Below are 15881 nucleotides of genomic sequence, written 5' to 3' on the forward strand. Positions count from 1 at the left end.
CCGGTTCCCACTTTTCGGGATCATGGCTTACGGTGCCGCCACCTCCATCATGCTTGTCGCCGTGCGCGCTGCAAATTGCGGACGATACATATCCTCAACCGTTGCTGCCGGATGGGTGTAAAGACCGGGCGTCACCGCACGCACCACATAAGCGAGCGTAATCGGCTTCTTCTCGCCTGCAGAGCGGTCGAAAGCGGCCACAAAACGATCATTGCGGAATTCGAGATGCGCTGCCTGTGTGCTTTCAAGCCATGGGAAATTGCCAAGATCGGCACTGGAAACAAGGCCCGGATTGTCGATCTCGAAACCAGCTGGCAGCAGATCGGTCACAAGCAGACGCGACTGCCATTCCTGCAGATCGTCGATTTTCAGAACAACAACATAGCGCTCATTCTGATTGACCCCGGTGACATTGGCAGCTCCCCCATCAAGCGTATAATAAGTGCGCTCGATGTTGAAACCTTCTCCACCCGCAGGCAGCGACTGAGCAGGTGCTGCAACAGCCGTGACGACCGCATCAACCGAACCTTGCCCCTTGTTGGTGACGACCAGCTGCTGCGTTTCAAGGGCTGCACCATTGAGACGCTCGGAGAACGCGCCCTGATGCGCTGTGCCATTGATGTCGAGGCTGATTGCGCCATTGTCATCCTGAAGCCCGCGTGCTGCAAGCAGCATCCATGCCTGATCCTGCGTGCTGAGATAACGTGCCTTTTCGCGCTGGAACTCGACCAGCGTAATCAGCGATGGCAGCACTTTCGGCGCAGGCTTGGTTTCCGACGCAAGAGCCAGCATTGCCGCGCCATCACGCAGCGGCGAACCATAATCGGAGCGATTATAGTCATAGCTGGACTGGCTGGTTGCGAGCTGGAGCGACGCATTGAACACGCGTTCCGAACGCGGCTGGTCACCATAAAGCGCTAATGCTGCACCAAGCTGGGCAACGGCCATCGGGCTTGCAAAGTTTTCAAGCTGGGTATCGGCAAAGTAACGCAGATCGCCAACTGAAGCCTTCTTGTTGCGTGCCAGAACATAAAGCGCATAGGCAATGTCGTTGCCGCGTTCCTTGACGTCGGTGGTATAGCCGAGCGCATTTTGCAGATTAGAAAGTGCGGACAGCATCGCCTGCTGCGGCACGTCATAGCCCTTTTCGCGGGCACGCGTCAGAAAGTCGGTCACATAGGCGTCCATCCAGAGATCACCCGATCCCGGCGACCAGAGGCCAAACGAACCGCTTGAAGACTGGTTGTTGAGCACGCGGAAGATGGAATCCTGTACGCGCTTTTTAAGTTCTTCCTGACTTTCCAGACCCGCTGCCGCTTCCGTACCTGCAGCCATTTCGCTCAAATAAAGCAGCGGCAGTGCGCGGCTGGTGGTCTGCTCTGTGCAGCCATAAGGATAGCGGTCGAGCGCCATCAACAATGCTGGCACATCAAATGCGGCACTTCGCGTCACACCAACGCTGACAAAAGCACCATCAAGCAGGCTTTCAGACAGAAGGCCACCATCGACTCTCACACTTCCGCCATTGGCCGTGAGATTGACGACATGGCGGCTTGTGACCGGCAGATCGACCGGACGCACCGGCAATGCCAAAGCCTGCTCAACATTGAGGCCTGCATCGTTGGAAAGCCGGATCGTCACACCACCCGCACCCGTGGCCACAGCATTGAGTGGAACGGTAATCGACTGCCGTTTGCCACCTTTAAGCGCGATGCTTTCAGGATAGGAGCCAACCTCAACACCGAGATTATCAGTGGTCTCAAGGCTCACACGATAATCGCCGTCCGGTGCATCCGTATTGGCAATATCGAAGCGGATATTGGCCTGATCGCCAGGGGCCATGAAGCGTGGCAGACCAGCGGTGATGACCACAGGATCGCGGATGATAACATCCGCAACCGCATGGCCGACTGCCTTCTTGGTCCATGCTACCGCCATGACGCGCGCGGTGCCGTTGAACTGCGGTATGTCGAAAGTAATTGTTGCCTTGCCGTCACTGTCGAGTTCAACCGGACCGGAGAACAGCGCAACCAGTTTTTCGGTGGGCGGGCTGCCTTCCGCTGCCATATTGCCACCATCGCCACCTGTGCGCAGCTTGCCGGTGACGCCGAGCGAACCATCGATCAGGCGACCATACATATCGCGCATTTCAAGGCCCAGCTGACGCTGGCCGAAGAACCAGTTTTCAGGGTTCGGCGGCTGATAGCGTGTCAGATTGAGAATGCCGACATCGACCGCTGCCACCATGACATAGGCCTGCTCGCCACCCGCATTTTCAACCGAAACCGGGATGGAAAGTGTGGAACGCGGTGTGATCTTTTCAGGCGGGGTCAGCTTGACTGCAAGCTGCTTGTCGGCAGGATCGACCTTCAGCCATTTAAGGCCAATCGCACGCGCAGGCATACGGCTTTCAATAGCCTCACCCGGACGGAACAGCGTTACTGTTACATAGGCACCCGCACCCCAATCCTCACCCACCGGAATATCGATGGTCGTGCCACCCTCCGGCACGCTTGCGGTGATTGTCTTAAGCAGCTTTTCCGCACCAATGGTGATGAGCACCTCACCTGCAAAACGCGGGGAGATTTTCAGTTCTGCCGTGTCACCCGCCGCATAATGTTCCTTGTCGAGCGCGATTTCGAGCCCGTCCGGTGTTTCGGTCGAGGTTGAGCTGACAAACCAGCCCGCATCAAATTCATAGCTTGTGACCGGACCCGAAGCATCAGCTGTTTCGATTTCCAGACGGTAGCGACCCCAATCGACCGGCAGACTGATTTCAGCCTCGCTATCGGTTGTAAGGTCAATCTTGCCGTTGGCAATCGCCTTGGTGAAAGTGACCGGCTCATAGTTCCAGCTGTTGCCACTGCGATACCACTGATAATTACGCTCGATCTTGACCAGCGACCATTGTGCGCCATCAAGCGCCTTGCGATCACCCTTGCTGTCAGAGGCGATCATGCTGAACTTTGCAGTTCCGCCCTGCGGAACTTCATCGCCAGCAAAATCCGGGCGAATGCCGATGAGATCGGTTTCCGGCTGAATGGCAACATCGATCTTGCGCTCAACCGCGCGACCGCCGGTTTCGCGCATACGAACGGTCACGGCTGCGTTTACGAGACGCGTTGTTGACGGCATTTCATCGATTGTAACCGGGAAAGTCGCCTTGCCGTTGTCATCGACTTTTGACAGGCCATCGAGCGGCAGGCGTGTGGCTTCGCCCTGTTCTTCATCGGCGAGGCCAAAGTAATAGCCCTTGAAGCGGTCCCACTGACGCTTGGTCGAAAGCGTGACTTCGCCTTCAAGCGCAAGACCGGCGGCAGGCGCACCATAGAGGAAACGACCGTCCACGGTGATATTTGCGGTTTCGCCCACAGCGATTTCCGGCTTGTCAGACGTCAGATCGAACTCGATCCGGTCCGGCACAAAATCTTCAACCAGGAACATCTGCGTGGCAATCGCTGGCTGCTTGGGATCGGTATAGATCGACACCGACCATGTGCCACGCATGGCGTTCGACGGCAAGGTCAGGTCGATGGCATGACCACCGGCCAATTTGCTATCGGAAACGAGACGGCGATCTTCCACGCCATCAGGACGCGAGAAGATGAAGGTGAGCGGCAGATCGTCAATTGCCGTTGCGGTATCGTCACGTGCAAGCGCGCCTACATGCACAACTTCGCCCGCGCGGTAGATACCGCGCTCTGTCCATGCATAAAGATCAAGCGCTTTCGGCACGGCACGGCCCGTCACACCACGATCGGAAAGATCGAAACCGGCGCGAGCCATATCGAGGAATGTGAAATCCTCATCATCGCTACTTGCCATCAGCACCGCTGGCACCATACCGTCTGTGCCGCGTGTCAGTCCCGGCGTAAACGTCGCCCGGCCATCGCTGTCGGTGGTCGCTTCGCCCAGCACTTCATTGTTGCGTGCAAGCAGCGTCAGCTTCACGCCTTTAAGCGGCTCTGCGCTTTCCAGCGAGCGGGCAAACACATTGATGCCGTCCTGTCCGGTATAAGTCGAAAGGCCGATGTCGGAAACGACAAACCACTGCGTTGCCTTAGTGCCATATTCATCATCGGACTTCTGAACCAGCGGCTCAGCAGTCAGCACGTAGACGCCGGGCTTGCGTTCCGGCAGTGCTTCATCAACCGGGAAACTGGTCGTTGCTTCCTTGTTCAGCTCATTGCCTGCAATATCGATTTCGCCTTGCCAGACAGGCGCACCCATCTGTTCGGAAACCGTGCTGATGTCATAGCTGTCCAACTGGCGTAGGAACTGATAGCCGGAGAGAAGCTGTGCCAGCGAACGGTCGCCAACGCGATAAAGCTTGACCTTGGCTGCATTCAAATTGACGCTGACCAACGGAATGCCGCGACGGGCTTTCGCAGGCAGCACAAAACTGTCGCCGGTAAAGCGCACCGATGGTGCACGATCCTGCACATAAATCGACAATGTGACCGGTGCTGGCAGCACTTCACCAACAGCCGATGGCAGACCCTGACGGAACGTCACATTATAATTGCGGCCATGTTCCAAACCCTCGACGCAAATCTGGCGGTCCTTGGCGTCAACGGCTTTTGGCGCGCCATTATCGAGTGTAACGAAGCTCGAATAATCGACACCGCTTTTCACCAGCTCTTCCGAGAATTGCGCGCAGATGCGCGGCGCGGCATTATCATTATCGACCGTATTATTGATGATGCGGAAGCCTTTGCGGGCTTTCAGATCTTCATAAACGGCACGAACCGATGCGGAATTGACGAGATCAAGGCTTGCTTCATAGGCTTGCAAGGCCGGGCGCGATGCATCGCGCTTTTCGAGTGCCTGCGCCATGACGGCAAGCGCCTGTGCGCGGTCATCTTTCGTGCGCGAGGTCTGATAGGCAAACCATGAAGCCGACGTCGCATCGCGCTGGAACTTGGAACGTTCCTGTCCGTTGGACGGTTCAGTCAAAAGCGCTGACAGCGCATATCCAGCCCAGAGCTGGCTTTCATCCGGCGACATGCTGGCAGCCAAACGGAACTTTTCCATTGCGGTGCGTGGATCACCATTCAGGCCAGCAGACCCCGCTTCGTTGCGCAAAGTGCGCAGGCTTTCGGAGCTTTCCAATCCCGCCATTTCGCGCTTGAGGCGACGGGCTTCGTCAACCAGATTAGCGGCGAAGAACGAGATGGCAGGTGCAGCGCCAATATCTTCAACGGCGACCGCTGCGGCTTCAGCAACAGCGGCAGCTTCCTCTGTCACAACCTTGCCAGCAATGGAGCCGACAGATTCATTCAACGTATTGAAATCGGATTTCAGGAAGCACCACTTGACCTTCGGATTATAGGTAAAGGCCAGACAGGCATTATCGCCAAGACAGGTGCTTTTACATTGAGCGAGCGAGACGTTCTTTTCGGTCCGCAGATCAAAGCCGAAATAATCAGCGTCCTGCGTGGTCTCGATTTTCCGGGTTTCTGCGGCATGAGCGCCTAACGATGTCGCAAAGCAGAACGCAGTCGTAAAGGCTAGTAAAAGCCGATTAAACCGAACAGACATGAATGTTACTCTTCTGTAGTTGTCCCTCATCCCGCGCGGTCGTCGTCCACCCGCACGCTCGTAAATCAGACATTACCAATTTATCCGCAAACGGATAGCTGGATTCGTATCTGAGCACTTAGAGTACCTTTGATACAGAACCAAGCTCGTGAAACAAGCCTCTTTTAGTTGCTACTAAATACGAAGTTGCCCAAACAACTGTTGCTCTGCTGTCATAAATTGCCTAGCTGTAAGACAGGTTGCTAAAAAGCGGGAGAGTTTTAGGTGGTCACTGAATGGCTGGCAGATTCCAGTCCGGTAAGCCGGAAAAGTGCTACGGAAATCGTTTTCGAGGATATTCGTTCGGCCATTGCTAATGGACGACTGACCATAGGAACGCGCTTGCCATCAGAAGCCCAACTCGCTGAAAAATACAGTGTAAGCCGCCCGATCGTCCGCGAGGCTCTGCGCTCGCTGCAAACGCTTGGCCTCACTCATACACGCACCGGAAGCGGTACCTATGTTCTTAAAGCATCGCCCGGCCCGGAACTGAGCTATGGCGGCTATTCGGCGCGCGATCTGATCGAGGCCCGCCCCTTCATCGAAGTGCCAGCAGCCGGATGGGCCGCAATCCGCCACACGGATGATCAGATGGCAAAGCTCATTGATCTTTGCGATCGCATGGAAAAGCAGACCGATCCGTATAAATGGGTGCTGCTCGACACCGAATTTCACAGCATGATTGCGGCTGCTTCCGGCAATGCAATGTTTGCGAAAATTGTGGCTGATGCCCGCGTGGCCCTTTCGCGCCAGTCGGAACTTGTCAATCTGATGGCCGGCCGCCGCGAGGCTTCCAACATCGAGCATCGCCAGATTGCCGAGGCGATAAAGAGTGGCTCCGAAGAACAGGCGCGTCTGGCCATGCAGAGCCATCTCGGTCAGGTGAAGCTGGCTGTCACAACCATTATGGCGAAAGAAAAAAGCGCATCAGACTAAATGTCCGATGCGCTTCATTCTCAGGCTTCAATCGCCAGATTGGCAAGGTGCTCAGGCTTCAGCGCCTGCTGCAATTGTTCCACTGTCATATGGCCCTGCGCAAGCACGACCTCCGGCACCGTCTGACCAGTGGCAAGCGCTTCCTGTGCAACTTTGGTCGCCGCATAATAGCCGATCAGCGGATTAAGCGCTGTTGCAAGACCGATGGATTCCTCCACACGCCGCGCCATGATTTCCGGATTGGCGGTTATACCATCCACACAGCGTTCTGCAAGAATGCGGCAGGCAGCACCCAGATGGCTGATACTTTCCGAGAGTGAGCGCACAATAATTGGCTCAAACGCATTCAACTGCAACTGACCGCCTTCGGCTGCCATGGTGATCGTGATGTCGCTGCCGATGACCGCAAAAGCCACCTGATTGACTACTTCCGGGATCACCGGATTGATCTTGCCCGGCATGATGCTGGAGCCTGCCTGAACGGCTGGCAGGTTGATTTCGCCGATACCGGCACGCGGACCGGACGACAAAAGCCGCAGATCGTTGCAGGTCTTGGAAAGCTTGACCGCAACGCGCTTCAAAACACCTGAAAGATGCACAAAAGCGCCCGGATCCTGCGTTGCTTCAATCAGATCGCTGGCGGTGACCAGCGGGCGACCTGTCAGTCGCGAAAGATGCTCACAGGCTAGCGCCGCATAGCCTTTTGGTGCATTAAGCCCGGTGCCGATTGCCGTGGCGCCTAAATTGATTTCGTGCAGAAGCTTTGCCGATTCAAGCAGCCGCAGGCGATCTTCTCCAAGCATCACTGCAAAGGTGCGGAACTCCTGACCAAGTGTCATCGGCACAGCATCCTGAAGCTGTGTGCGCCCAACCTTCAGCATCTTGTCGAATTCGCGCGCTTTACGCTCAAACGATGCCTGAAGAAGTTCCATGCAATCAGCCAGCTCATCAATGGCTTCAATCAGACCGACATTAATTGCGGTCGGATAGGCATCATTGGTCGACTGGCTGAGATTGACATGGTCGTTGGGATGCAGATGCGCGTAATCGCCCTTTTCATGCCCAAGCAATTCCAGCGCACGATTGGCGATAACCTCGTTTGCATTCATGTTGGTGGAAGTGCCCGCACCGCCCTGAATGACATCGACCACGAACTGATCATGCAGCGCACCATCGCGGATTTCGCGGCAGGCGCTTACAATTGCATCCAGATGCTGGCCGCTCAACAGGCCGAGCTCATGATTGGCCAGTGCTGCGGCTTCTTTGACGAAAGTCAGGCCGCGCACGAGATAGGGATAGCGTCCAATGGTGACGCCGGTGATCTGGAAATTATCCACTGCTCGCGCCGTATGGACGCCCCAGTAAGCATCTGCGGGCACCTCCTTTGCACCAAGCAGATCATGTTCAATGCGCGTTCCGACCACTTTGTCCTCCTGAACTCGAAACGATAAATCTGTCTGACAGCATGACAGATTGAAATCGGTTACTCCTCCCTGCGACAATCGTCAACTCACTTGTGAACTTGACTCGCGTTTTCTGATATGCGTTAAGACTTTCATTAAATCTGTCATGCAGCTTTACAGAAAATGCAATGGGAACGAATTGAAGCGTGACAAGAAATCTGCCCATAATGGTGCTGAGGTTTCTTTTCTCAACAATGCTTTCAATTAAAACAAAAGATGCATTGCCGCGCCGCGTGCGCGCTCCATGTATCTGACTGTTTCAACATTACCGTTACTCATTGCGATCACTGCAAAAGCTATAGAACTTGTTCAAAACTGAGCTCTCAGGGAGGAGCGATGACAACGGAAAATTTCAAGGTCACACCAGCCGAACGTGAACTCTTCACAGAAGAGGATCGCGGCTATCACAAGGCGCTGAAGCCGCGTCAGATTCAGATGATTGCCATCGGGGGAGCAATCGGTACGGGTCTGTTTCTCGGTGCCGGCGGACGTCTGGCCCAGGCTGGTCCATCCCTTGTGTTCGTTTATGCTGTCTGTGGCTTTTTCGCATTTCTGGTGCTACGCGCGCTTGGCGAGCTGATCATGCATCGCCCGAGCTCCGGCTCATTTGTCTCCTATGCCCGTGAATTCTACGGCGAGAAAATGGCCTTTGCCGCGGGCTGGATGTACTGGCTCAACTGGGCCATGACATCGATTGCAGACGTGACAGCCGTCGCACTCTACATGAATTTCTTCAAGCATTACGTGCCTTGGCTCGAAGGTATCGACCAGTGGATGTTTGCGATGACCGCACTCATTCTCGTGCTGTCGATGAACCTGCTCTCGGTTAAGGTTTTCGGCGAACTGGAATTCTGGTTCAGTCTTGTCAAAGTGCTATCGCTGGTAATCTTTCTGGTTGTGGGCATTTATTTCGTAGTGTCCGGCACGCCGATTGATGGCCATCAGCCAGGGTTCCACCTCATTCGTGAAAGCGGCGGCTTCTTTCCGAACGGTATTCTACCCGCCCTTGTGATCATACAAGGCGTCGTCTTTGCCTATGCCTCAATCGAGCTGATCGGCACCACCGCTGGCGAAACAGAGGACCCGCGCAAGATCATGCCAGGTGCGATTAAAACAGTCGTCTTCCGCCTGTTGGTCTTCTATGTCGGGTCGGTTCTACTGCTCACCTTGCTGCTGCCGCATACGCTTTATTCGGGTGGCGAAAGCCCGTTCGTAACATTCTTCAGCAAGATTGGCGTTCAGGGTGCGGACGTCATCATGAATCTCGTCGTGCTGACAGCGGTTCTGTCATCGTTGAATGCGGGCCTTTACTCGACCGGACGCATTCTGCATTCGATGGCAGTTTCGGGTTCGGCACCGGCAGCGCTTGCCAAGATGAACAAGAGCGGTGTGCCTTATGGCGGCATTGCTGTCACAGCGGTCGTGACTGCGTTCGGCGTTGTCCTCAATGCCTATGTGCCAGCCGCTGCCTTTGAAATCGCGTTGAACCTCGCTTCGCTCGGTATCATTACGGCATGGGGCGTTATCATTCTTTGCCAGCTCAAACTTTGGCATTTGTCGCGCAAAGGCGAGATTGCACGCCCGGATTTTCGTATGTTTGGCGCACCTTACACCGGCATTCTGACGCTGTTTTTCCTATTCGGCGTTCTGGTTCTGATGGCAGCAGATTATCCTGTTGGCTCTTACACCATAGGTTCGCTTATTATCATTGTGCCCGCGCTTATTATTGGCTGGTATAGTTTGCGTGACCGAATCTATCGTCTGGCGGCAGAACGCGCAGCTGAGACGCAAAAAATAACTGATTGAGGGGCAGAGTGAATAATTCGCAATTCAAACCATTGGTGGCGGTCATCGCCACCGGTGGAACTATTGCAAGCAAGCGTGGGGAAGATGGCGCAAGCACGCCGACGCTCAATGGCGACGATCTGCTTGCAACGCTTGGGCAAGTGGGCGCGCAGCTGCGTCCCATTGATCTGATGGCCAAGGATTCATCCAGCCTGACACTGATCGATATGCAGACAATCTCCGATGCGGTTGCAACCCAGATTGCCGATCCTGAAATTCAAGGTGTTGTTGTGCTGCATGGCACGGATGCTATGGAAGAAACGGCACTGCTTGTTCATTTGCAACGCCATCTTTCCAAGCCGGTGATTTTCACCGGCGCGCAGTTCACTGCCGATCATCCCGATGCGGATGGTCCACACAATCTGACGACTGCAATCAATCTCGCAACAGACCCGGCCAATGCCAAAAGAGGCGTATTGATCTCCTTTGGCGGCAGGATCGTGCCTGCATGGGGCGCATTCAAGTTCAGCAGTGACCACGCCGATGCATTTCGGGAAGTGCGCGATCTGGAAAGACCGGATGCTATCCGCCTGCCCGCATCTGTCAGCACAACACGGGTCGATATTGTTGCCATTCATCCCGGTTGCGACGACCTGCATCTTCGGGCGAGCATTCAGGCTAAAAGCCAAGGCATTGTGCTGGCCGCTTTGGGCTCTGGCAATGCGAACGCAACGATCGTTGCAGCTGTAAAGGAATGCACCGAGCAGAATATCCCGGTGGTGGTTTCAAGCCGTGTTCCAACCGGTGTTCTGGTGCCGGGCTATGGTGGCGGCGGTGGCGGACATGATCTGGTGTCAGCGGGTGCTGTTCATTCGCAGACTTTGCGTCCCGGTCAGGCGCGCATTCTTCTGGCGAGCCTCATTGCAAGCAAAAGCCCAAAAGATGCGATTATCCGGGCGTTTGATGATTTGAGCTTCTGATTAAACGGCCCGGCGCATTATAAAATTAAGAATGTGCCGGGATTTCGCCTTTAACACGGTTCTTTTCTAAAAAATCGCATGACCAACTTGAAACGTCATTTTCACTTACTAATTAACCACTGTGGACCGGGCCCCTCTGGCGGCTTCTTAGAAGCCGTGATGTCGGACCACTTCGAGTAAGCTCGAGGTCAGCCCGGACAAATCCCCGCCGACCTTGTCAGATGAAACAGAGGTCGGAAATGGAAATTTTCACTACACTCTTTATGGGAACACCGGTCTGGATGTGGCTGGTGTTTATCGGCATTGTTCTGGCACTTCTTGTGCTGGATCTTGGTGTCTTCAACAAAGAAGACCACGAGATTGAAATTGGTGAAAGTCTCAAAATGTCAGCGTTTTATATAACGCTGGGACTGGCTTTCTCGGGTTTCGTCTGGTGGCAGATGACCAGTGAGGCAACGGCTCAGTATCTGACAGCCTTCGTTGTTGAGAAGACGCTGGCACTTGATAATATCTTCGTCATTGCGCTCATCTTCAGTTTCTTTGCAATTCCGAGAAAGTATCAGCACCGCGTGCTGTTCTGGGGTATCCTCGGCGTCATTATCCTGCGCGGTATTATGATTGGCCTTGGTGCCACTATTGTCGCGAATTACCACTGGGTGCTTTATATCTTTGCGGTCTTCCTGATCGTAACGGGTATCAAGATGCTGTTCTCCAAGGATGACGAAGAGCCTGATCTGAGCCGCAATCCATTGTTGCGCTTTGCCCGTAAGCATATGCGCGTCACGGATGAGCTGCATGGTAACTCGTTCTTTGTCCGCATCAAAGATGGCAAAACAGGCAAGATGGTTCGTTTTGCGACACCGCTTTTCCTGGCACTGGTAATGATTGAATTTGCTGATCTTATCTTTGCGGTAGACTCGGTGCCTGCTGTCTTCACAATCACGACGGATCCCTTCATCGTTTATACGTCAAATATCTTTGCGATCCTTGGTCTCAGAGCCTTGTTCTTTGCCTTGTCAGCGATCCTTCATCGTTTTGCCTATCTCAAATACGCATTGTCCATTCTGCTGATCTTCATCGGCTCCAAGATGTTCATTGCCGACCTGATGGGTTGGGAGAAGTTCCCACCGGCATGGTCGCTCGGTATTACATTCGCAATCCTTGGTGCAGGCATTGTTGTCTCACTTGTTAAAACCAAGAATGACGATAAGGCGGTCATCGACACTCAGTCGTAAGACCATCGTTATTCAGATTATATAAGGGCGCCAGATGAAAATTCTGGCGTCTATTTTTATGGTCTTTCCTTTCAAGCAAATCCCATACTGAGACCATCATTGTAGGGGCCCATAGGATTGCCTGCGTTTGCCATGAAGAGCGCTGTTCATGAGTGCCTTGACTGAGAAACCATCCTCAGCAGCCTTTTCAACCAGAATACGCATATAGCCGCTTACGGACTTAATATGCTCATAGCGCTGCAAGAGATATGCAATCACGATAGCTGTATTCTCCTGACCTAGGATCTTCAGAGCGAACTGATGAAGTCTGCTGTCGATGCCGATAAAGGTGCATACCTTCTTTGTCGTGTCGATCAGATGTTGCCAGTGTAGGATTGGATAAGATGCGTAGGATGTAATCTCCGGACAGGCTCTGAGGACCAAATCAAGAGAGACAGTGTTTTCAGGCAAGTGCTTTGGCAGCGATGTGTTGAGTGATGGGCGTGTAGCTGTTTCAAGTTCTGCGACGTTACTATCAATATAGGAATCTGGTTTTGATTCATAATAGTGCCGCTCATTTTGAGATTCACTGCCGCTCAATTCTTTGGCTTTTTCGTTATTTTTCAACGTATTATTGATTGATGCATTAATCTGTTCCAGTTTTTGAATTAGAACATTCAATTCTTCTGCATTAGCACGGCGCGGAATAGTGTCGACGACAGTTCTGAAAACTGTACTGATTTCAGCCCATGCTCCTTCAAGATGCTGGTCGAGCGCGTATTCAATTGTCTTTGAAATATCGCGACGTAACAGAGTGAGCTGTTCCCGCACTTCGCGTAACAATGTTTTATCAGCCTTCACCTGCTCTGCTGCTGCTTCAATCTCATTTTTGCGAGCAAGAAGCGGCGCAAGTGAGAAACCGAAAGCGATTTTTACATCGCCAGATTTAGTACGACGCGCATATCGTTTGCCGTTCGGGCTGTCTTGTCGTGCAATGAAACCAGTATCGACCAGCGCAGCCAGATGTCTGCGCAGTGTTGCGTCAGCCATGCCATGGGCACGCAGCGAGAGCTGCTTGTTGGATGGAAATACAACAAGACCATTGCTTTCGCTCAGTATGTTTTCTGGATGAAATGACAGCAATGCCGACAACACAGCAAGCGTACGATCACTGAGATCGAAAACGCTTTTGCCCTCACAAAGCCAGCGATGAAGCTGCCACTTGTCGACAGCCAGCCCTTTCGGAATTTCCCGTGCTTTTTGCTGAACTGTCAGCAAGGCATGAGTCATCCGTTGACGACCGAAGGGCGTCAAACCGATTTGAGACTCCATTTTCTTTCACCTTCCACAAGGCAAAAGAGGTCCAACCGCCAAAATGACGCTAAATACACTTGACAGTGATTCGTAGATTTGCGATTCTCTAGCTGCTAAACCAATGAGAAGGGCTTCCACGCGGCGACGTTTGGGGGCCTTTTTCTTTTGCTTCGATTTCCCTTTTTCTATTGTTCGTGCAAGTGACCGTCACCTGCTCTCGACGTAATTTTTAAAAGCTGACACCGCACCTGAACAAACAGGGCGCTTCAAGCTTCAATTTCAAACTGACCAAGATGCATTTTATGCATCCCGGCAACTCAGATTACGCTTACTGACTTAAGTCTCATCATCTCTAAATGACGCATAGAGCGTATCGAGATTGCGAGAAATCCATTCGGCAAAACGCTGTCCATCTGCAGCACCGAGTGCCATCGTTGCCGTTTTGCCTGTCTTTTTGATCGTGACATTGACGCTTTTGTCTTCTGGCGTCCACGACGTCCCTACTCTTGCGGCAGCTTTCGTTACTGACTTCTTCTGACCAGCGCCTTTTAGATAGCCATAGAGCTGTTCAAAGCGTGTTGCAGATTGCGTCTTACTAAAAGCATCAGTCGCAATCAGTTCACGTGCAGCATCGGCTTTCCCCGGCATTTCAATAAGCTTACGCAGTTCAAGCCAGCGATCACGTCCAATGCCCTTTGCTGGACCAATTGCGACAAGCATATCTTCCGGAATTGCGCGTGGGATTGTCAGCATCTTAGACAGCGTCTGATAATCGACCGAAAGAGCCGCCTGAATGGCTTCGCGGTTAAAGTTCATATCTTCAAGTCGTGCTGCAAACAGAACACGTTCAATAAAGCTCAGATTGGCGCGTGCAGAGTTTTCCTGGCCTTGACTGAGGATATGCTCAAGATCCTCCAGTGGCTTGATAACAGCCTTAACCTTGATGCCGAGTTCGCGGGCAACACTTGCACGGCGATGACCGAACACGATCATATAGCGCCCGCTGGTCTGCGGATGTGGTCGCACCAAAATAGGACTGTCCTGCCCGCGCTCGCGAATAGCGTCGAGTAGCTCGGCATATTCCTGATCATCCGCTTCTGGCAAACGATCAGCGATAAAGGAAACATCGAGAACAGTAGGGTCAAGCTCAACGATGGCCTCACCATCTAGTTTCTGTGACGCTTGCTTTGCGAGTTCATCAATGGATGCAGACAGAGATTTTGCGGCACCGAAACGACGTGTAACGCTTTCAACCGGAGCTGCGGACTGTTCTTCCGCTGCTTCCGGTCTCATAACGCTCTCAAAAATGTTCTTTCGTGCCATTTTCTTATCCTCAAACCAGGCATAAGACTGATTTTATTCCATAATTTCGAAATTAGACCGCAGTCTAATAGAGTTTAGTCTAGCGACCCCAAGCCTCATGAATGAGGCCGCGGATTTCTGAATTGACCAGTTCCATTGATTCCATCGCACGATCGTAAGTCCCGCGGTTCATGGATGAACGTTCAACTTCATATAGCGTCTGCTTGGTAAGACCAGCATCCGAGATAGCTGTCGATTTCAGCATCTGATGCTTGAGCATATGGGATGCCAGCATGCTCTGCATGAAGCCGACCATCTGTGCCTGTGGCACATCGGTTGGCTCATAACGGGTGATGAGATAGCGGAACCAGTCGAGATGCACTGCCCCACCCGCCTGACGAACGGTCTTGAGAATGTCGCCGAGCATTAGCAAAAACTGTGACATAGACATTAGATCAAGCATCTGCGGATGAACGGTTATCAGCACGGATGTTGCAGCTGAAAGAGCCGTCAGCGTCAGATAGCCAAGCTGTGGCGGGCAATCGATGACAACGATATCGTAATCCTGCTCGACCTCGTTCAACGCCATAGCTATACGACTGAAGAAGGTTTTGCCCTCGCCACCATTCTGCATGGCAAGTGGCGTGTCATACTCATATTCCTGTAGCTCAAGCATGGCAGGAATAATGTCGAGGCCCGGAAAGTTAGTCTTGCGGATAACGTCGCGGATAGGCTTGCGCTGGTCGTCATAACGAATGGCTTCGTAAAGCGATGGAAATTCATCAAGCTCCGGCTGAATGCCATGCAGTGCCGACATGGAGGCCTGCGGATCGAGGTCGATTGCCAGAACGCGATGGCCCGTTAGAGCGAGATGCTGCGCAAGGTGCGCAGCAGTTGTTGTCTTACCCGATCCGCCCTTAAAGTTCACAACGCCGATGACCTGAAGCTTTTCATCGCCACGGCGATGCGGCACATAGCGTTTAACCTCGGCGCGGCCATTACGATCAAGCCACTGGCGAAGTTCCTGAACCTGTTCAATAGAATAAGCGCGGCGGCCACCGGAAAGAATGGTTGGCTCAACGCCCTTGCCTTCAAGATGAAGTTTCTTCAAATTGCTGGGGGATACACCAAGGAAATACGCAGCTTCAGCCATCGAAAACTGCCGTAAGGATTTACGGGCATCCGGTGGGAAGTTCTCATGGCGCAGCTGATTGAGCTTGCGCGATATTTCTCGCCCTTGCATCAATATCATGTCGTCAAACGACAAAGTTGCTGTTGAATTTGCGATATTCATTGCCTTAGGATCC

At 53.1% G+C, this 15881-nt stretch carries 9 protein-coding genes; 4 read left to right on the plus strand and 5 right to left on the minus strand.

The annotated features are described in order from the left end of the window. Window positions 1–27: 27 nt before the first annotated feature. Window positions 28–5541 carry an alpha-2-macroglobulin family protein gene (locus tag WH356_RS17410; RefSeq protein WP_339513046.1) on the minus strand — a complete coding sequence of 1838 codons (5514 nt, stop codon included), beginning with the start codon at window positions 5539–5541 and terminating at the stop codon, window positions 28–30. A 264-nt stretch (window positions 5542–5805) separates the two neighbouring features. Between WH356_RS17410 and WH356_RS17415 the strand changes: the two genes are divergently transcribed. Next, entirely contained in the window at window positions 5806–6516 is a 711-nt protein-coding gene (locus WH356_RS17415; RefSeq protein WP_339513048.1) for a FadR/GntR family transcriptional regulator, read from the plus strand. Window positions 6517–6536: 20 nt separating this feature from the next. Here WH356_RS17415 and WH356_RS17420 read toward each other — a convergent pair whose 3' ends face one another. Further along, window positions 6537–7940 carry an aspartate ammonia-lyase gene (locus WH356_RS17420; protein WP_339513049.1) on the minus strand — a complete coding sequence of 468 codons (1404 nt, stop codon included), beginning with the start codon at window positions 7938–7940 and terminating at the stop codon, window positions 6537–6539. Window positions 7941–8315: 375 nt separating this feature from the next. On the opposite strand from WH356_RS17420, the gene WH356_RS17425 reads away from it, so the two are divergent. From WH356_RS17425 to WH356_RS17435, 3 genes are all read left to right on the plus strand, one after another. Then, window positions 8316–9785 (plus strand): amino acid permease, encoded by a 1470-nt coding sequence (locus WH356_RS17425; protein ID WP_339513051.1) that lies wholly within the window; start codon window positions 8316–8318, stop codon window positions 9783–9785. 8 nt (window positions 9786–9793) lie between these two features. Continuing rightward, window positions 9794–10744 (plus strand): asparaginase, encoded by a 951-nt coding sequence (locus tag WH356_RS17430; RefSeq protein WP_339513053.1) that lies wholly within the window; start codon window positions 9794–9796, stop codon window positions 10742–10744. Between the two features lie 239 nt (window positions 10745–10983). Continuing rightward, window positions 10984–11979 carry a TerC family protein gene (locus WH356_RS17435; protein ID WP_339513055.1) on the plus strand — a complete coding sequence of 332 codons (996 nt, stop codon included), beginning with the start codon at window positions 10984–10986 and terminating at the stop codon, window positions 11977–11979. A gap of 96 nt (window positions 11980–12075) precedes the next feature. Here WH356_RS17435 and repC read toward each other — a convergent pair whose 3' ends face one another. The 3 genes from repC to repA all read right to left on the minus strand — a co-directional run bounded on the left by repC (window position 12076) and on the right by repA (window position 15868). Further along, the gene (gene repC / locus WH356_RS17440) at window positions 12076–13290 is read right to left on the minus strand and encodes a plasmid replication protein RepC (RefSeq protein ID WP_339513057.1); all 1215 of its coding nucleotides are present in this window, start codon (window positions 13288–13290) and stop codon (window positions 12076–12078) included. 318 nt (window positions 13291–13608) lie between these two features. Next, window positions 13609–14595, minus strand: coding sequence for a plasmid partitioning protein RepB (repB, locus tag WH356_RS17445; RefSeq protein ID WP_339513059.1), 987 nt, complete (start codon window positions 14593–14595; stop codon window positions 13609–13611). Between the two features lie 79 nt (window positions 14596–14674). Continuing rightward, window positions 14675–15868, minus strand: a complete 1194-nt coding sequence (repA, locus tag WH356_RS17450; RefSeq protein WP_339513061.1) for a plasmid partitioning protein RepA — start codon at window positions 15866–15868, stop codon at window positions 14675–14677. Between the last annotated feature and the right edge of the window lie 13 nt (window positions 15869–15881).

Source organism: Ochrobactrum sp. MYb379, assembly GCF_037479515.1.
In the GTDB taxonomy this organism is placed as follows: domain Bacteria; phylum Pseudomonadota; class Alphaproteobacteria; order Rhizobiales; family Rhizobiaceae; genus Brucella.

Coding starts and splice junctions, on each gene's coding strand:
- WH356_RS17410 (WP_339513046.1), bottom strand. CDS start 5,541: ATGTCTGTTCGGTTTAATCGGCTTTTACTAGCCTTTACGACTGCGTTC.
- WH356_RS17425 (WP_339513051.1), top strand. CDS start 8,316: ATGACAACGGAAAATTTCAAGGTCACACCAGCCGAACGTGAACTCTTC.
- WH356_RS17435 (WP_339513055.1), top strand. CDS start 10,984: ATGGAAATTTTCACTACACTCTTTATGGGAACACCGGTCTGGATGTGG.
- repC (WP_339513057.1), bottom strand. CDS start 13,290: ATGGAGTCTCAAATCGGTTTGACGCCCTTCGGTCGTCAACGGATGACT.
- repB (WP_339513059.1), bottom strand. CDS start 14,595: ATGGCACGAAAGAACATTTTTGAGAGCGTTATGAGACCGGAAGCAGCG.
- repA (WP_339513061.1), bottom strand. CDS start 15,868: ATGAATATCGCAAATTCAACAGCAACTTTGTCGTTTGACGACATGATA.